The following is a 17,378-nucleotide window of genomic DNA, read 5'->3' as shown; positions in this document are numbered from 1 at the left end:
CCGCTGCGGGGCCGGGGAGGTGTTACCGTGGAATCCCGTGGATCGCGTGATCACTTGGCTGATCGGCACGGCGGTTCGCACGACCGCTACGGACGACACGGGAGCAGGCCTTGGCCCCTTCAGCACGGACGACCAGGCACATTTTCGTCACCGGGGGCGTCGCCTCCTCGCTGGGTAAGGGCCTCACCGCCTCCAGCCTCGGCAACCTGCTCACCGCGCGCGGGCTGCGCGTCGTGATGCAGAAGCTCGACCCGTACCTCAACGTCGACCCCGGGACCATGAACCCGTTCCAGCACGGCGAGGTCTTCGTCACCGAGGACGGCGCCGAGACCGACCTCGACGTCGGCCACTACGAGCGGTTCCTCGACCGGGACCTGTCCGGCAAGGCGAACGTCACCACCGGTCAGATCTACTCGGCGGTGATCGCCAAGGAGCGGCGCGGCGAATACCTGGGCGACACCGTCCAGGTCATCCCGCACATCACCAACGAGATCAAGGCGCGGATCCTCGGCATGGCCGACCCGGACGCCGACGGCCAGGTCCCGGACGTGGTGATCACCGAGGTCGGGGGCACGGTCGGCGACATCGAGTCGCTGCCGTTCCTGGAGGCGATCCGCCAGGTCCGGCACGACCTGGGCCGGGACAACTGCTTCTACCTGCACGTGTCGCTGGTGCCCTACCTGGCGCCGTCCGGCGAGCTGAAGACCAAGCCGACCCAGCACTCGGTGGCGCAGCTGCGCAGCATCGGCATCCAGCCGGACGCCCTGGTGCTGCGCTGCGACCGGGACATCCCGGACAAGGTCAAGGAGAAGCTCTCGCTCTACTGCGACGTCGACCGGGAGGCGGTCACCGCCGCCCCGGACGCGCCGAGCATCTACGACATCCCCAAGGTGCTGCACCGGGAGGGCCTCGACGCGTACGTGGTGCGCCGGCTCGGCCTCTCCTTCCGCGACGTGGACTGGACCCGCTGGGACGACCTGCTCGACCGGGTGCACCAGCCGCGCCACACCGTGACCGTGGCGCTGGTCGGCAAGTACGTCGACCTGCCCGACGCGTACCTGTCGGTGAGCGAGGCGATCCGCGCCGCCGGCTTCGGTCACCGGGCCCGGGTGCAGCTGCGCTGGGTGCCCAGCGACGACTGCGTGACCCCGGCCGGCGCGGCGGCGGCCCTGGCCGGCGTCGACGGCATCGTGATCCCCGGCGGCTTCGGCGTCCGCGGCATCGAGGGCAAGATCGGCACCGCCCGGTACGCCCGGGAGAACGGCATCCCGCTGCTCGGCCTCTGCCTCGGCCTCCAGTGCATGACCATCGAGGTGGCCCGCCACCTGGCCAACCTCGACGGGGCGAACTCGCTGGAGTTCGACGAGGAGGCCACCCACCCGGTCATCGCCACCATGGCCGACCAGGAGGACATCGTCGCCGGCAAGGGCGACCTGGGCGGCACCATGCGGCTCGGCGCGTACCCGGCGAAGCTGGCCGAGGGCTCGCTGGTCGCCGAGGCGTACGGCAGCACCGAGGTCAGCGAGCGGCACCGGCACCGGTACGAGGTGAACAACGCCTACCGGGACCAGCTCACCAAGGCCGGCCTGACCATCTCCGGCACCTCGCCGGACGGCCGGCTGGTCGAGTTCGTCGAGCTGGACCGGACCCTGCACCCGTTCTTCGTGGCCACCCAGGCGCACCCCGAGCTGAAGAGCCGGCCGACCCGGCCGCACCCGCTGTTCGCCGCGTTCGTGAAGGCCGCCGTGGCGTACTCCGAGTCCGACCAGCTGCCGGTCGACCTGGACGCCCCGGCGGAGGCCGCGGCGGCGAAGAAGGCGGGCCGCAACGGTGGCGCGGCGGCGGCGGCCAAGGCGGCGTCGGCCTCGTGAGTGCCGTGGAGCACCGGTACGAGGTGACGGAGCACCGGGAGATCTGGTCCGGCCGCATCTTCTCGGTGGTCAGCGACGACGTCACCATGCCCGGCGGGGGCACCGGCACCCGCGACTACGTGACGCACGTCGGCGCGGTGGCCGTGCTGGCCCTCGACGACGCCGGCCAGGTGGTGCTCATCCGGCAGTACCGGCATCCGGTGGGCCGGCACCTGTGGGAGCTGCCGGCCGGGCTCATGGACGTCCGGGGCGAGGACCTGGCCACCGCGGCGGCCCGCGAGCTGGCCGAGGAGGCCGACCTCACCGCCGGCCGCATCGACATCCTGGTCGACCTGCACAGCTCGCCCGGGTTCAGCAACGAGGTGGTCCGGGTCTTCCTGGCCCGCGACCTCGCTGACGTGCCCGCCGAGCAGCGCCACGAGCGGCGTGACGAGGAGGCCGACCTCCAGGTGGTCCGGGTCGACCTCGACGAGGCGGTCCGCATGGTACTGGCCGGCGAGATCACCAACGCCTCCTGCGTGGCCGGGCTGCTCGCCGCGGCCCGCGCCCGGGAGACCGGCTTCGCCGAGCTGCGCCGCCCGGAGGCGCCGCTGCCCCGCTGAGCAGGGTCGGACGACGAAGGGGCCGCGCGGTGCGAACACCGCGCGGCCCCTTAGTACGTGCCGGCGCTCAGTCGCGCAGCGGGCGCCCCTGCCCGTCGACCCCGCCGTTGACGAGGATCAGGATGCCGTCGATGAGGCCCCAGATACCGCCGAGGCCGCAGGTCACGAGGCTCACCACGAGCTGGAGCACGCCGGTCTTGGTGTCACCCATGTAGAACCGGCCGGCACCGAAGGTGCCGAGCAGGATGCCGAGGATGCCCGCGATGGTCTTGCTCTTGTCCGAGACGCCCTGCGGGTACTGCTGGTAAGGAGGAGTGGTCATGAGCGGACACCCTAGTGATCGACTGCCGTCCTGTCCGCACCGCAGCCCCGTCGGTGGAAGGATATTTACCGAACATTGTCCTGACGGCTGAGGCGGTCTCCACCGCCCAGCCCGGTCCATGCCTGACACACCGTCAGCACGACCGGGCACCGGATGTCACTGTGTTGGCCTCCGTGGGGTTCCCACGCGCCTAGACTGCCGCCGGGCGGGACCGGTGGACCGCGACGGCAAAGGGGCCGCCGCGGCGCCGAGCAGTCGGGGGTGAGCTTCCCCGGAGGAAGGTGTCTGCATCGTGAAGGTCGGAATCCCACGCGAGGTCAAGAACCACGAGTACCGCGTGGCGATCACGCCCGCGGGCGTCAACGAGTTCACCCGCCACGGCCACGAGGTCTTCGTCGAGTCCGGCGCGGGCGTCGGCTCCATCATCACCGACGACGAGTTCGCCGCCGCCGGCGCCAAGATCCTGGCCACCGCCGACGAGGTCTGGGACACCGCCGAGCTGGTGCTCAAGGTGAAGGAGCCGATCGCCGAGGAGTACCACCGGATGCGCGAGGGGCAGGTGCTCTTCACCTACCTGCACCTGGCCGCCTCGAAGGAGTGCACCGACGCGCTGGTCGACCGGAAGGTCACCGGCATCGCCTACGAGACCGTCGAGCTGCCCGACCGCTCGCTGCCGCTGCTCGCCCCGATGTCCGAGGTGGCCGGCCGGCTGGCCCCGCAGGTCGGCGCCTTCTACATGATGCGCACCGGCGGGGGCCGGGGCGTGCTGCCCGGCGGCGTCTCCGGCGTCTACGCGGCCAAGACCGTCGTCATCGGCGCGGGCGTGTCCGGCTTGAACGCCGCCGCCATCGCGCTGGGCCTGCAGTCCGAGGTGCTGCTGCTGGACAAGAACGTCGCCCGGCTGCGCCAGGCCGACGCCATCTACCGCGGCCACCTGCAGACCGTCGCCTCCAACGCCTACGAGATCGAGCGGGCCGTGGTCGACGCCGACCTGGTCATCGGCGCGGTGCTGGTGCCCGGCGCGAAGGCCCCGAAGCTCATCTCCAACGAGCTGGTCTCCCGGATGAAGCCGGGCAGCGTGCTCGTCGACATCGCCATCGACCAGGGCGGCTGCTTCGAGGACTCGCGTCCCACCACGCACGCCGACCCGGTCTACAAGGTGCACGACTCGATCTTCTACTGCGTGGCGAACATGCCGGGCGCGGTGCCGAACACCAGCACCTACGCGCTGACCAACGTCACCCTGCCGTACGCCCTCGAACTGGCCAACCAGGGCTGGCGTCAGGCGCTGCGCAACGACCCGGCGCTCGCCCTCGGCCTGAACACCCACGCCGGCCAGGTCGTCTACGGCCCGGTCGCCGACGCGCACGGCATGGACGTGCTGCCGCTGGCCGAGGTGCTCGCCTGACCACAACCGCGGACGCCGCCGGCGCGGGTGTCGAGCCCGCGCCGGCCCTGCGCCGTGCCGTCCGGGGCTACCTGGACCATCTCACCGTCGAGCGGGGACTGTCCGCGAACACCCTCGCCTCGTACCGCCGGGACCTGGACCGCTATCTGTCCACCCTGGCCGCCGCCGGGGTGACCGACCTGGCCGCCGTCGGCGCCGCCGACATCGAGGCGCACCTGGCCCGGCTGCGCGGCGGTGACGCCGGGCACCCGCCGCTGGCCGTCTCGTCCGCCGCACGCGCGGCCAGCGCCGTGCGCGGACTGCACCGCTTCGCGCTGCGCGAGGGGATGACCGGCGCCGACCCCGGCCGCGACGTCCGCCCGCCCGCCCCGCCGCGCCGGCTGCCCCGGGCGCTGCCGGTCGACGCCGTGGTCCGGCTGCTGGAAACCGCCGGCCCGGTCACCGCCACCGGCGACGCCGCGCCCCGCGCGCTGCGCGACCGGGCGCTGCTGGAGTTCCTGTACGGCACCGGCGCGCGCATCTCCGAGGCGATCGGCGCCACCGTGGACGACCTCGACCTCGACGCCGGGACCGTGCTGCTGCACGGCAAGGGCGGCCGGACCCGGCTCGTGCCGGTCGGCGGGTACGCGGCCGAGGCGCTGCGCGCCTGGCTGGTACGGGGCCGCCCGGCGCTGCTGGCCGCCGGCCGGGGCACCCCGGCGGTCTTCGTGAACGCCCGCGGCGGCCCGCTCACCCGGCAGGGCGCCTGGACCGTGCTGCGCGCCGCGGCCGACCGGGCCGGCCTGCCGGTGGACGGGCCCGACGCGGTCTCCCCGCACACCCTGCGCCACTCCTACGCCACCCACCTGCTCGACGGCGGCGCCGACGTGCGGGTGGTGCAGGAACTGCTGGGCCACGCCTCGGTGACCACCACCCAGGTGTACACGTTGGTCACCGTGGAACGGCTGCGCGAGGTCTACGCGACCGCCCACCCCCGCGCTCACGGGTGAGCGCGAGGAGTGAGCCGGGGTCGCGAGGCCCGCAGTCGCGAACAAACCAGGTCCCGGCTGAGCACCGGCTCCGACACGCCGACCCGCTACCGAACGCGCTGCTGGCGCGTGGCGTACAGTCGGCTTCGGCGCGGGCCTCAGGGGGCGACGGACCCGGGGGTGCGCAGCGGCGTCGCGAGGGACGTCGGACGGCTCCGACGCCGGGTGGTCGTCGGGAGGGGGCAACGAGGACATGGCAGGAAACGGTGACCGTGCCGAGACCTGGACGTCGGAGCTCCGCGAGCAGCAGGCGACGCTGGGCGCCGACCTCGGCCCCGCCGACCCGGCCGCGTACACCATGCGCAAGCCGATCCCGGAGCCGATGCCGACCGACCGGCACGGCCCGGCGCGGATCATCGCGATGGCCAACCAGAAGGGTGGCGTCGGCAAGACCACGACCACCATCAACCTGGGCGCCGCGCTGGCCGAGTACGGCCGCAAGGTGCTGCTGGTCGACTTCGACCCGCAGGGCGCCCTCTCCGTCGGCCTCGGCGTCAACCCGCACAACCTCGACCTGTCGGTCTACAACCTGCTCATGCAGGATGACGTCACCGCCGAGGACGTGCTGATCAAGACCGACGTGGCCGGCCTGCACCTGCTGCCCGCCAACATCGACCTCTCCGCCGCCGAGATCCAGCTGGTCAACGAGGTCGCGCGCGAGATGGCGCTGGCCCGGGTGCTCCGCACGATCCGCAAGGAGTACGACTTCATCCTGATCGACTGCCAGCCCTCGCTGGGCCTGCTGGCGATCAACGCGCTGACCGTGGCGCACGGCGTGCTCATCCCGCTGGAGTGCGAGTTCTTCAGCCTGCGCGGTGTCGCGCTGCTGCTGGACACCATCGACAAGGTGCGCGAGCGGCTCAACTTCGACCTGGAGCTCGAGGGCATCCTCGCCACCATGTACGACAGCCGCACCACCCACTGCCGCCAGGTGCTCCAGCGGGTGGTCGAGGCGTTCGGCGACAAGGTCTACCAGACGGTCATCACCAAGACGGTGAAGTTCCCCGAGTCGACGGTGGCCGGCGCGCCGATCACCACCCTCGACCCGGCCTCCTCGGGCGCGCGCAACTACCGCCAGCTCGCCCGCGAGGTGATCGCCGCCCAGGCGGAGCGGTAGGCCGTACGCCGGGTGCCCGGGTCGTGGACTACGGTTTGCCGGTGACCGCACCGCCCCTCGACCCGCCGCACGGCGCCGCCGATCCGGTGGCCGCCGCCGAGCTGGCCGCCGAGGTCGACGGTGTGGTACCGGCCGACCCGGCCACCGTCGAGGAGACCACCGGCTTCACCGTCCGGCTGGACAACTTCACCGGCCCGTTCGACCTGCTGCTCCAGCTCATCAGCAAGCACAAGCTCGACGTCACCGAGGTGGCACTGCACAAGGTCACCGACGAGTTCATCGCCTACCTGCGGGCCATGGGCGACCAGTGGGACCTGGACGAGACGAGCGAGTTCCTGCTGGTCGCCGCCACGCTGCTCGACCTGAAGGCGGCCCGGCTGCTGCCCGCCGCCGAGGTGGAGGACGAGGAGGACCTCGCCCTGCTGGAGGCCCGGGACCTGCTGTTCGCCCGGCTTCTGCAGTACAAGGCGTACAAGGAGGCGGCGGCGCACATCGCCGAGCTGGAGTCGGTCGGCGGGCGGCGCTATCCCCGCGCCGTCACCCTCGAACCCCGGTACGCCGAGGCGCTGCCCGACCTGGTGCTCGGCATCGGTCCGGAGCGGCTGCTCAAGCTGGCGCTGAAGGCCATGACCCCGAAGCCGGTGCCCGAGGTGTCCATCGCGCACGTGCACATGGTCCGGGTGAGCGTCCGCGAGCACGCCGAGATCATCTCCGAGCGGCTGCGCCGCGCCGGCACCGCCAGCTTCTCGCTGCTCTGCGCCGACTGCGAGATGACCCTGGAGGTGGTGGCCCGCTTCCTGGCGCTGCTGGAGCTCTACCGGCAGGGGCTGGTCGCCTTCGTCCAGGAGCAGGCGCTGGAGGAGCTGACCGTGCGCTGGACCGGCACCGCCGACGGTGGCGCCGAGCTGACCATCGACGAGTACGCCGGCTCCCCGGAGCCGGCCGCCCCGCCGGCCCCGGCGGCGGGCGAACCGGCAACCCCTCAGGAGTGACCCGATGAGCGACGAGGAACGCCGCGACTCGCTGGCCGACCAGGCCGCCGCCTGGATCCCCCCGTGGGAGCGCCCCACCCCACCCACGCCCCCGACGGAGACGGAACCCGAGCCAGCCGCGGTCCCCGATCTTGGTACGGGCGCGCCCCCTGAGGGGCCGGACCGTACCAAGATCGTTGAAGAGGCGCCCGCCGCGGCGGCGCCCGCCGGTGCCGAGCCAGAGATCTTGGACACTTACCGTTCCCCTCGAACGGGAACTGACCAAGATCGGGCGGGGGAGAGCGCGGGCGAGCCGGATGCGGTCCCTGGAGCGGGGGAACCGGCCATGGCGGCCGAGGACGCGGTCGGCGGCGACGCCCCAGCCGGCGAGCCGGAGGGGGAGGGCGGCGCGGGCGGCGTACCCGGGAAGCGGGGTCGGCGGCGACCGGCGCCGGAGCCCGAGCCCGCGCCCGTCCTGGACGACGCCGAGCTGCGCGGCGCGCTGGAGGCCATCCTGCTGGTGGTGGACCAGCCGGTCAGCGAGCTGACCCTCGCCCAGGTGCTCGAGCAGTCCCCGGAGCGGATCGGCCCGATGCTGGACGAGATCGCGGCCGGCTACACCGCCGCGGGACACGGCTTCGAGCTGCGCCGGGCCGCGGGTGGCTGGCGTCTCTACACCCGCCCGGAATACGCGACCTACGTCGAGCGGTTCGTGCTGGAGGGCCAGAGCGTCCGGCTGACCCAGGCCGCGCTGGAGACCCTCGCGGTGATCGCCTACAAGCAGCCGGTGACCCGGTCGCGGATCTCCGCCATCCGGGGCGTCAACTGCGACGGGGTGATCCGTACGCTGGTGTCCCGGGGCCTGGTCGAGGAGTGCGGCACCGAAGCGGACAGCGGTGCGTTCCTCTACCGGACCACCACGATGTTCCTGGAGAAGCTGGGGTTGAACTCGGTGGACGACCTGCCGCCCCTGGCCCCCTTCCTCCCCGACGACGTAGAAGAGCTTGCCGATGCGACGCGATGACCGTGCCCCGAAGCCCGACGCCCCCGTCTACGAAGGTGCCGAGCGCCTCCAGAAGGTGCTCGCCGCCGCGGGGGTGGGGTCGCGGCGCGCCTGCGAGGACCTGATCTTCCGGCGCCGGGTCACCGTCAACGGCCGGGTGGCCCAGCTCGGCGACAAGGCGGACCCGGCGCGCGACGTCATCCATGTCGACGGCGAGCGGCTCCAGGCCGATGTCCGCCTGGTCTACGTGGCGATGAACAAGCCGCGCGGGGTGGTCACCACCATGGCCGACGAGAAGGGCCGCACCGAGCTCGCCGACTTCATCGGCGCGCGGCTGGAGCAGCGGGTCTACCACGTCGGGCGGCTCGACGCCGACAGCGAGGGCCTGCTCCTGCTCACCAACGACGGCACCCTCGCCCACAAGCTCATGCACCCGTCGTACGAGGTGCTCAAGACCTACCTCGCCGAGGTGGCCGGGCCGATCCCGCGCAACCTGGGCAAGCGGCTGACGGCCGGCGTCGACCTGGAGGACGGGCCGGTGAAGGTCGACGCCTTCAAGGTGGTGGGCACCCTGGGCAAAACCGCCCAGGTGGAGCTGACCCTGCACGAGGGGCGCAAGCACATCGTCCGGCGCCTGATGGCCGAGGTGGGACACCCGGTGTCCCGGCTGATCCGTACCTCGATCGGTCCGATCAAGCTCGGCGACCTGCGCACCGGGCGGCTGCGCCGGCTGACCAACGCGGAGGTCGCCGCCCTGTTCAAGGCCGTGGGTGACTGACCCCGACGATCGGGGTACGGCTCCCGGTAGGCTTCGACGCGGCCCGCGGCGCCATCGCGCGGGCGACCCGCGCGGCGCGGGATGATTGACGAGGAAACACAACCGCTCAACGGCGCCGGAGATGACGGCGACCCGCGAGGTACGGGCTGAGGAGGACAACGGTGGAGCAAAACGTACCGGCCGGGCGCTGCGTGGTCGCTGTGGACGGGCCGTCCGGTTCGGGCAAGTCCACCGTGTCGCGGCGGCTCGCGGTGAGCCTCGGCGCCCGCTACCTCGACACCGGCGCCATGTACCGGGCGCTCACCTGGGCGGTCCTGCGCTCCGGCGTCGACCTGACCGACATCGAGTCGGTGGCCAAGGTCGCCGGCGAGGTCGACCTGCGCATCGGCACCGACCCCCAGGGGTACGGCGTGACCGCCGACGGCGTCGACGTGGCCAAGGAGATCCGCGGCCCCGAGGTGACCGGGGCGGTCTCCGCCGTGGCCGCCGTGGGCGCCGTCCGTGAGCTGCTGGTCGCCCGGCAGCGGCAGGTGATCGCCGACGCCGGCCGGATCGTGGTCGAGGGCCGCGACATCGGCTCGGTGGTGGCGCCCGACGCCGACCTGAAGGTCTACCTGACCGCCTCCGAGGCGGCCCGCGCCCAGCGGCGCAGCGCCGAGGACGCCGCCGACGTCGCGGCGACCGCCGCCGACCTGGCCCGCCGGGACAAGCTGGACTCGACCCGCAAGGTCAACCCGCTCCAGCAGGCCACCGACGCGGTCGTGCTGGACACCACCGAGCTGGGCATCGACGAGGTCGTCGCCCGCCTGCGCGCGCTGCTCAGCGAGCGGGGTGTGGCATGAGCGAGGACTTCGGAGGCTGGGTCGAGCTGCGCGAGCCGGAGGCCGAGCCCGGTGAGCCGACCGGCCCGCAGCCGGTGGTGGCCGTGGTCGGCCGCCCCAACGTGGGCAAGTCGACGCTTGTCAACCGCATCATCGGCCGCCGGCAGGCGGTCGTCGAGGACATCCCCGGGGTGACCCGGGACCGGGTGCCGTACGACGCGCAGTGGAACGGCCGGGCGTTCACCGTCGTGGACACCGGCGGCTGGGAGCCGGACGCCAAGGACCGGGCCGCGGCCATCGCCGCCCAGGCCGAGGCGGCCGTCGCCACCGCCGACGTGGTGCTCTTCGTGGTCGACGCCGTGATCGGCTCGACCGATGTGGACGAGGCCGCCGTGAAGATGCTGCGGCGCAGCGCCAAGCCGGTGATCCTGGTGGCCAACAAGGCCGACAACACCGCCATCGAGATGGAGGCGACCGCGCTGTGGTCGCTGGGCCTCGGTGAGCCGTTCCCGGTCTCGGCGCTGCACGGCCGTGGCTCCGGCGACCTGCTCGACGCCATCATGGAGGCGCTGCCCGAGGCGCCGAAGATCGTGGAGAACCGCCCGCGCGGCCCGCGCCGCGTCGCCCTGGTCGGTCGCCCCAACGTCGGCAAGTCCAGCCTGCTGAACCGCTTCTCCGGTGAGGAGCGGGCAGTGGTCGACGCGGTCGCCGGCACCACCGTCGACCCCGTGGACAGCCTCGTGGAGATCGGCGGGGAGACCTGGCAGCTGGTCGACACCGCGGGCCTGCGCAAGCGGGTGGGCAAGGCCAGCGGCACCGAGTACTACGCCAGCCTGCGCACCGCCTCGGCCATCGAGGCGGCCGAGGTGGCCGTGGTGCTGCTCGACTCCAGCGAGGTGATCAGCGAGCAGGACCAGCGCATCCTCACCATGGTGGTGGAGGCCGGCCGGGCCCTGGTCATCGCGTTCAACAAGTGGGACCTGGTCGACGGCGACCGCCGCTACTACCTCGACAAGGAGATCGACCGGGAGCTGCGCCGCATCCCCTGGGCGATCCGGCTGAACCTGTCCGCGAAGACCGGCCGGGCGGTCGACAAGCTCGCCCCGGCGCTGCGCAAGGCCCTGGCGAGCTGGGAGACCCGCATCCCGACCGCCCAGCTCAACCAGTGGCTCACGGCGCTGGTCCAGGCCACCCCGCACCCGGTGCGCGGCGGCCGGGCCCCGCGCGTGCTCTTCGCGACCCAGGCCGGCGTGTCCCCGCCGCGCTTCGTGCTCTTCACCACCGGCCCGCTCGACGCCGGCTACCAGCGGTTCGTGGAGCGCAAGCTCCGCGAGGAGTTCGGCTTCGAGGGCACCCCGATCGACATCTCGGTCCGGCCGCGCAAGAAGCTCGGGCCCGGCGGCCGGGGCAAGGCCCACGGCTGACCTCACTTCGCCGGGAAGCCGCCGGGGACACCTGTCCCCGGTGGCTTCTTTCCTAGGACGCTCTAGGGGGAGTGGCTGGCCGCACCGGGTGGGGCCTGTGCGTGGGGGGAGGATCTTGCGCTAAGCTGTACCGGCTGCCGCGGGGAACACCGCGCGGGGGCATCGGGACGTGGCGCAGTTTGGTAGCGCACTTGACTGGGGGTCAAGGGGTCGTCGGTTCGAATCCGGCCGTCCCGACGCAGGTCAGAGGGCTGATCCGGAAAACGGGTTGGCCCTTTCGCCGTTCTGAGGACCAAGATCAGTCAAGTTGAAGCGTGCCTTCCGCTGCTTGACCGCTGGTCAAGCCATGGTCAGCGTTGTCACCTGTGGAGCCGCTCTCCTCGGTTCGCCAAGCGGGCCGCGCCGGCCGACCCGGGCCGGCCGGCGACCTGCGACCGGCATCGGCCGGGCCTGCCGGCGATGCGGACGAGAAGGCCGCTTCACGTGCTATTCGGGTTTGATCTTGGCGAGTTGGACAAGCAGTTGAACTACCCGATAGGCGTCGGCGAAGTCAGCGGCGCGGAAGGCGACCGTTCGCCCGCCGCCGACGCGGGTCACACCTGGCACCAGAACTGCGAGGTCGACCATATAAGGGCCGTACAGGTCGACCTCGACGTCTAACGGCCCGGCCATCTTCAACGGTGGGATCGAGGCGCGCCGGGCGATCGCATCGGCGGCAGCTCGGCGCAGCCGCTCCCGTGCCTCCTGCGGATGTAGGGCCACCGCGGCGGCCTGTCCCAGGGTCTGCTTGACGGCGACGGTGACCGCCGAGGGCACCAGCTCATGGAATTCCGTGCAGGCGGCGTCGTCCCCGCTGAGCAGAACGACCGGCACGCCCACGTCTCCCGCCATGGCGGCGTTGAGGCCAATCTCGCCCAGCGACCGTCCGGCCAGACGCACGTCGAGGATGGCGTCACTCATCGTGTGCGCCAGCACGGCAGGCCCGGCACCGGCCCGAGCGTGGTAGCCAACGAACATGACGGCATCCGTGTGCTCGTCCAGCCCAGCGAGCATCCCCAGCGGGCGGGGTTTGCCTCGCACATGGTGAGCACGCCGGTCGAGGTCCTCCGGCAGGAGGTTCCGAAACGTTCCGTGCGCGTCGGCGACCCACACCACGGCGTCGGGTTCGGCGTCGGAGACACCAGCAATCACTGCGTTCGCCTCGGCCGTCATCAACGCCCGGCCGCGCTCATAGTCGTACCGATCCGGATTCGTCTCGGTGGGATGCACGATCCCCGAGATGCCTTCCATGTCTACAGAGATCAGGACCTTCATGGATGTAGGACCCTACGCGCTCCTGCCACAAGGGTCGATGTCGCTCAACGCGGGCGCGAAGGCCGGTTGCAGAAGACGAACGCCGCGTGCCGTGACCGCCAGCGTGTCAGCGACCGGGACCAAGCGGGGACCACACGGCTTACGCGATGGTGCGCGGCACGGTGTCGACCGCACGGTCTGGTCTTGGGGATTGCCTGGGTGACGTGCGTGGACGTGTGGCGAAGCGTCCTGGGGGTCAAGGGGTCGTCGGTTCGAATCCGCCGTCCCGACGCAGGTCAGAGGCCATTCGGGATTCTCCGGATGGCCTTTTCTGATCCTCGAGGCACGGTGCGGTGAGGTCCGGGGCTGCCCCGCTCGCCGTCGGCTGGCAAGCTCGTGTCGCATGATCGAAGACGTCGCGAAGGACCATCCGCGCGCCAAGCTCAGGCCGACACGTCCGGCGCTGGCCGGGAAGCTCGGTGGGGACACCGTGAGATGGCCGGATCTCGCGGAGGATCGCCCGTGAGGGCGGTCATCGTGGCGGCCGCGGTCGCGTTCATCATCTCCCTGTTCGGCACGCCGGTGGCCGTTCGCGTCTTCACCGCGCTCAAGGCCGGCCAGCCGATCCGATCCATCGGGCTCGCCAGCAACGAGGGCAAGAAGGGCACGCCCGCGATGGGCGGCGTCGTCTTCATCGTGGCGACCGTCCTCGCCTACGTCGCCGGGCATCTCGCCCTGACCACCCTGCCCGAGCGGCAGATCGCGCAGGAGGGGCCGACCATGACGGCCCTGGTGCTGCTCGGGCTGTTCGTCTTCTGCGGCGCGGTCGGCTTCTTCGACGACCTCCTCAAGGTGCTCCGGCGCAACTCCGACGGACTGTCCGCCAAGGGCAAGCTGCTCGGCCAGGCGATCGTGGGCGGCGGGTTCGGCATCGCCGCGCTCTACGTGCCGAGCACCAACGGCCAGACCGTGGCCAGCGAGCACATCTCGCTCATCCGCGACATCAGCTGGCTGGACGTCGGCAAGGTCGGCGCGGTCATGGCCTTCGTCTTCGTGATCATGGCGATGTCGAACGGCGTGAACCTCACCGACGGCCTCGACGGCCTGGCCACCGGCGCGTCGATCCTGGTGCTCGGCGCGTACGCGCTGATCGGCTTCTGGCAGTACCGGCACTGGTGCGCCGACGACGCGTACGCCCGCGTGAACGACTACTGCTACCAGGTCCGCGATCCCCTCGAGATCGCCATGATCGCGGCGGCGGCGGCTGCCGCCTGCGTGGGCTTCCTGTGGTGGAACACGTCCCCGGCGCGGATCTTCATGGGTGACGTGGGCTCGCTCGGGCTCGGCGGCCTGATCGGCGGGCTCGCGGTGGCGACCCGCACCACGCTGCTGTCGATCATGATCGGCGGGCTCTTCGTCATCATCACGACGACCTGGGTGATCCAGATCGTCTCGTTCCGGACCACCGGCAGACGTGTCTTCCGGATGGTGCCGTTGCACCACCACTTCGAGTTGGCCGGTTGGAGCGAGGTCAACATCGTGGTCCGGTTCTGGATCGTGGCCGGCGTCTGCGTGGCGGTCGGCCTGGGCCTGTTCTACTCGGACTTCTTGGCGGTCGTCGGATAAGGCCGCCTTGCAAGCTCGACGACGCCGGCCGATTCTCAGATCATCCTCAAGAAATCCGGCTCCGTCGGCCACCGGCGGCACGGCTGGCGTGTGCTGTCGCCACAGTGTCATCCCCCCTGTTCTGGAGCTTTCATGAGAAACAGACGGACGACCATACTCTCCGTCCTGCTCGCCGGGTCCCTCGCGGCGACCGTTGCGCCCACACCCCACGCGTCCGCGGCCGGCCCCGGCGAGGAGCGCTTCCAGCCGAGCGTCACCTACGACCTGTCGGTGACCGACGCCGAGCGCGACGCGATACACAAGGAAGTCGAGGCGTTGGCGGGACGCGTGAGCAGCGCGCGGGCGGGGGACGGCACCTACGACCCGCTCACTCTGGTGGGGGCGATGCTGGACGGGTCGAGCTACGACTCCATCTCCCGAGGCGGCACGGCCGCGACGGCGTACCCCTTCCCGGTCAGCAACACCGAAGCCAACCAGAACGAGTACGACCGCAAGGTCGCCAAGCTCGCCTGGGTGGTCAAGCTGGCCACCGACCTGGGTTTCCCGGTGGTCGTCCAACGCCAGCCCGACAAATACGTCTACGCGGAGATCGGTGACCCGGACGCCCCGGAGATGGTCATGGCGTTGAGCCACCTCGACTCGCCGACGGCGTCCGTTTCGCCGGCCCAGCTGGCGCGCTGGCGGGACGCCGACGGCAACCTCGGCACCCCCGGTGCGTACCACTCGCCCTACGTGAAGGACGGCTGGGTCTACGGGGCGGGCATCCAGGACGACAGCGGCCCGACGCTGGCGACCCTGCTCGCGGCCAAGGCGTTGCTCGAGGCGGGGCTGCCCCTCGATCGACGCATCCGCATCGTCATGGGAATCTACGAGGACGGCGGTCCGGGTACGCCCTCGACGACGAACACCGCCACCTTCCAGTCCATCCCGTACAACTCGAACCCGAGCTTCTACGACAACTGGGCCTACAAGAACCTCAACCGGGAGGAGATCCCGATTGCGGCCTACACCTCCGACTCGCGGTTCCCGGTCATCGTCGGCAACTCCGGATCGGTGACCCCGTCGGTGTCGATGAGCTTGTCCGCGGACAGCACCAAGGCGTTCCGGCTGACGGCTGCCACAGCCGGCGTCACCCTGCGCGAAGGCGACCCGACGCTCAAGGACATCGCCTACGGCAGCACCACGCAGATCGCCTCGCGGGCGATCTTCACCCTCGACGTGGCGGGGGCCGGCTCCGCCGAGCGCGATCGGTTCGTGTCGGCGATCACCGCTGCCGCGACCACGAAGGGTTGGCTCCCGGCCGCTCCCCGCACCACGCCCAAGGTGCAGACCACGATCACCGGCGACTCGCTCACGTTGGAGATCAACACCGATGTGGCGATGGAGATGCCGACCCCGCAGTACGGAAAGAACGCCGTCGTGTGGGGGATGTTCCTCCTCTCCCAGGGGCTCGGCGCACTGGGGAGCACGGCCGCCGACATGCAGTTGAAGAGGGCCGCCGACGGCATCACCGACCTGTTCTTCCGCGACGGTGTCGAGGGCGAAGCCTATCTCGGCAAGTACATGGGCATCCCGGCGAACCTGTTGCGCAACCCGAGCAACGGCACGCCGAACCTGACCTTCGCCCTCATGGGCGGCATCAATTCGGAGACCCCGACGAGCTTCTACACGGACGCCTCCGGCAGCCTCAGCATCCCGATGTACGTGCGCAGCATGCACGTCACCGCGGCTGACTCCGGCCAGGCGACGGCGGCGGTCACGGCCGCCTTCCAGGCGAAGGGGTTCACCATCGGCAGCCTCGGCTCGCCCGTCGGCGCCGGGTTGTACGTCACGCACGACAACCCGCTGACGGCCCTTCAGTTCGGGAGCTACCAGGCCTCGATCGACCGCAACCCGGGGGAGTTCGCGGATCCGTACTCCCTCCGGGACGTGGTCTATCCGCAGGGCACGACCGGTGGCACCCTGGCCAGCAGCTTCCGCAACAAGATGACCGCCTTCGGCGCCGTCATCCCGGGCAACGAGCGCTGGTGGCACACGGCCAACGAGCGGATGAAGGTCGACTCGGCGGTGCAGATGACCAAGATCATGGCCGATGGCATGCTGGAGATGGCCCGGTACTCCGGGCCCGCCGGTGCCAAGTTCATGTGGGCGGACATGCCGGGGCTGAACGCCGACCGGGCGGACCTCGACCTGCTCGACGTCACCATCGGGACCTACAAGGACGCGTCGGCCGCTGTCGGCACGAGCCAGTTGGGCGGCCAGGCCCTGCTCGGCGCCACCTCGTTCAACATCCCGATGTGGAACGGGCGCGGCAACTCGACCCCGACGGCGTCGGCCTTCGCACTGGGGCACGCCCCGGGAGGGGTCTACCTGCCCCTGACCGACCCCGAGTACCAGAGCAGCACGTATGTGGCGCCGATGCGTCTGGAGTTCAAGGTGGAGCGCCCCGACCACATGTCGGACGCGGCCTGGGCGAAGTTCGTCGCCGGCGGCTACGGCGACTTCCAGTTCAACATTCTCGTCGGCGACAGGGTCGTGCCGCTGGCCGTTCCTGCGGGGCAGAGCCCGGACAAATACTTCTCCTCGCGCATCTCGGCCAACAACCCCAACGCCATCTACCTCTCGGTCAACATCGCGATCACCGATGCGCCGTACACCGGGGTGCAGGCCAGGCTCGCGGATTCCAAGACGGACCTGTACAAGGTCAATCCGACGTACCTGGCCTCGAACCCGGATCCGTTCCCGGGGCGCGGGGCGGTCGAACAGCGGGGCTTCTTCGTGTTCGGTGACGGGCAGAAGAACGCGGAGTTCTCGTCACCCGACGCGGTCTACGTGACAGTCGCCAACGCGGTCGTCGATGCGAGGCCGTCCGCGGTGGTGAAGAAGCTGAGGGGCGACACGAACGAGTTGACCATCACGGTGCAGCAGACCCGTGTCGACGGCAGCGAGACCCCCGTGACGGCCACGTTCACCATCGACAACAACGTCGCTGGCACCTACACCGTCGGCGATTACAAGGTGTACGTCGACACCAAGGGCAACACCCAGGTGCGGTCGATCTCCATCGTGTGACGCCCGCGAACCGCGATTGACAACGGAGTGGAGCCACTGCCA

At 71.1% G+C, this 17,378-nt stretch carries 14 protein-coding genes and 1 tRNA gene; 13 read left to right on the top strand and 2 right to left on the bottom strand.

The genetic code is table 11. The annotated features are described in order from the left end of the window. Positions 1 to 110 precede the first annotated feature (110 nt). Complete coding sequence (locus GA0070214_RS20970; RefSeq protein ID WP_091266529.1) at positions 111 to 1,871, top strand: CTP synthase; 1,761 nt, start codon at positions 111 to 113, stop codon at positions 1,869 to 1,871. Then, positions 1,868 to 2,473 (top strand): NUDIX domain-containing protein, encoded by a 606-nt coding sequence (locus GA0070214_RS20965; protein WP_091266526.1) that lies wholly within the window; start codon positions 1,868 to 1,870, stop codon positions 2,471 to 2,473. The genes GA0070214_RS20970 and GA0070214_RS20965 overlap by 4 nt, the downstream gene beginning before the upstream one ends. Before the next feature lie 67 nt (positions 2,474 to 2,540). Here the strand turns inward: GA0070214_RS20965 and GA0070214_RS20960 are convergent, their stop codons facing one another. After that, complete coding sequence (locus tag GA0070214_RS20960; protein ID WP_244167786.1) at positions 2,541 to 2,795, bottom strand: TM2 domain-containing protein; 255 nt, start codon at positions 2,793 to 2,795, stop codon at positions 2,541 to 2,543. 292 nt (positions 2,796 to 3,087) lie between these two features. Between GA0070214_RS20960 and ald the strand changes: the two genes are divergently transcribed. The 9 genes from ald to GA0070214_RS20915 all read left to right on the top strand — a co-directional run bounded on the left by ald (position 3,088) and on the right by GA0070214_RS20915 (position 11,582). Then, on the top strand, positions 3,088 to 4,203 hold the full coding sequence (gene ald, locus GA0070214_RS20955; RefSeq protein ID WP_091266522.1) for an alanine dehydrogenase: 1,116 nt from the start codon (positions 3,088 to 3,090) through the stop codon (positions 4,201 to 4,203). Beyond that, a complete protein-coding gene (locus GA0070214_RS20950) occupies positions 4,200 to 5,192 on the top strand; it encodes a site-specific tyrosine recombinase XerD (protein ID WP_091266694.1) in 993 nt (330 codons plus the stop codon). Before ald ends, GA0070214_RS20950 begins: the two co-directional genes overlap by 4 nt. A gap of 232 nt (positions 5,193 to 5,424) precedes the next feature. Further along, entirely contained in the window at positions 5,425 to 6,348 is a 924-nt protein-coding gene (locus tag GA0070214_RS20945; protein WP_091266519.1) for a ParA family protein, read from the top strand. Between the two features lie 101 nt (positions 6,349 to 6,449). Next, positions 6,450 to 7,340, top strand: coding sequence for a segregation and condensation protein A (locus GA0070214_RS20940; RefSeq protein ID WP_377463366.1), 891 nt, complete (start codon positions 6,450 to 6,452; stop codon positions 7,338 to 7,340). A 4-nt stretch (positions 7,341 to 7,344) separates the two neighbouring features. Continuing rightward, on the top strand, positions 7,345 to 8,343 hold the full coding sequence (scpB, locus tag GA0070214_RS20935) for an SMC-Scp complex subunit ScpB (protein ID WP_091266516.1): 999 nt from the start codon (positions 7,345 to 7,347) through the stop codon (positions 8,341 to 8,343). Next, a complete protein-coding gene (locus GA0070214_RS20930; protein WP_091266513.1) occupies positions 8,330 to 9,100 on the top strand; it encodes a pseudouridine synthase in 771 nt (256 codons plus the stop codon). Before scpB ends, GA0070214_RS20930 begins: the two co-directional genes overlap by 14 nt. A gap of 161 nt (positions 9,101 to 9,261) precedes the next feature. Continuing rightward, the gene (gene cmk / locus GA0070214_RS20925; protein WP_091266509.1) at positions 9,262 to 9,942 is read left to right on the top strand and encodes a (d)CMP kinase; all 681 of its coding nucleotides are present in this window, start codon (positions 9,262 to 9,264) and stop codon (positions 9,940 to 9,942) included. Next, positions 9,939 to 11,345, top strand: coding sequence for a ribosome biogenesis GTPase Der (gene der / locus GA0070214_RS20920; RefSeq protein ID WP_091266507.1), 1,407 nt, complete (start codon positions 9,939 to 9,941; stop codon positions 11,343 to 11,345). Before cmk ends, der begins: the two co-directional genes overlap by 4 nt. A 163-nt stretch (positions 11,346 to 11,508) precedes the next feature. After that, positions 11,509 to 11,582, top strand: a tRNA-Pro gene (locus tag GA0070214_RS20915). A 249-nt stretch (positions 11,583 to 11,831) separates the two neighbouring features. Here GA0070214_RS20915 and GA0070214_RS20910 read toward each other — a convergent pair. Beyond that, positions 11,832 to 12,659: a M55 family metallopeptidase gene (locus tag GA0070214_RS20910; RefSeq protein WP_091266504.1), complete on the bottom strand. Its 828-nt coding sequence runs from the start codon at positions 12,657 to 12,659 to the stop codon at positions 11,832 to 11,834. 501 nt (positions 12,660 to 13,160) lie between these two features. Here GA0070214_RS20910 and mraY point away from each other — a divergent pair. Together mraY and GA0070214_RS20900 are read left to right on the top strand one after the other, a co-directional pair. Continuing rightward, complete coding sequence (mraY, locus tag GA0070214_RS20905) at positions 13,161 to 14,264, top strand: phospho-N-acetylmuramoyl-pentapeptide-transferase (protein WP_091266501.1); 1,104 nt, start codon at positions 13,161 to 13,163, stop codon at positions 14,262 to 14,264. A 90-nt stretch (positions 14,265 to 14,354) separates the two neighbouring features. Continuing rightward, complete coding sequence (locus GA0070214_RS20900) at positions 14,355 to 17,336, top strand: M20/M25/M40 family metallo-hydrolase (protein WP_139141882.1); 2,982 nt, start codon at positions 14,355 to 14,357, stop codon at positions 17,334 to 17,336. Positions 17,337 to 17,378 lie beyond the last annotated feature (42 nt).

Origin of the sequence: Micromonospora chaiyaphumensis (assembly GCF_900091435.1) — a bacterium.
GTDB classification, from domain to species: domain Bacteria; phylum Actinomycetota; class Actinomycetes; order Mycobacteriales; family Micromonosporaceae; genus Micromonospora; species Micromonospora chaiyaphumensis.
The sequence above is the reverse complement of the archived record's forward strand: the minus strand, read 5'-3'. Positions and strand labels throughout refer to the sequence as shown.

What these genes read in the sequence shown, in the direction of transcription:
- GA0070214_RS20960 (WP_244167786.1), bottom strand. Translation starts at nt 2,795, where the DNA reads ATGACCACTCCTCCTTACCAGCAGTACCCGCAGGGCGTCTCGGACAAG.
- GA0070214_RS20930 (WP_091266513.1), top strand. Translation starts at nt 8,330, where the DNA reads ATGCGACGCGATGACCGTGCCCCGAAGCCCGACGCCCCCGTCTACGAA.
- scpB (WP_091266516.1), top strand. Translation starts at nt 7,345, where the DNA reads ATGAGCGACGAGGAACGCCGCGACTCGCTGGCCGACCAGGCCGCCGCC.
- der (WP_091266507.1), top strand. Translation starts at nt 9,939, where the DNA reads ATGAGCGAGGACTTCGGAGGCTGGGTCGAGCTGCGCGAGCCGGAGGCC.
- GA0070214_RS20910 (WP_091266504.1), bottom strand. Translation starts at nt 12,659, where the DNA reads ATGAAGGTCCTGATCTCTGTAGACATGGAAGGCATCTCGGGGATCGTG.
- GA0070214_RS20945 (WP_091266519.1), top strand. Translation starts at nt 5,425, where the DNA reads ATGGCAGGAAACGGTGACCGTGCCGAGACCTGGACGTCGGAGCTCCGC.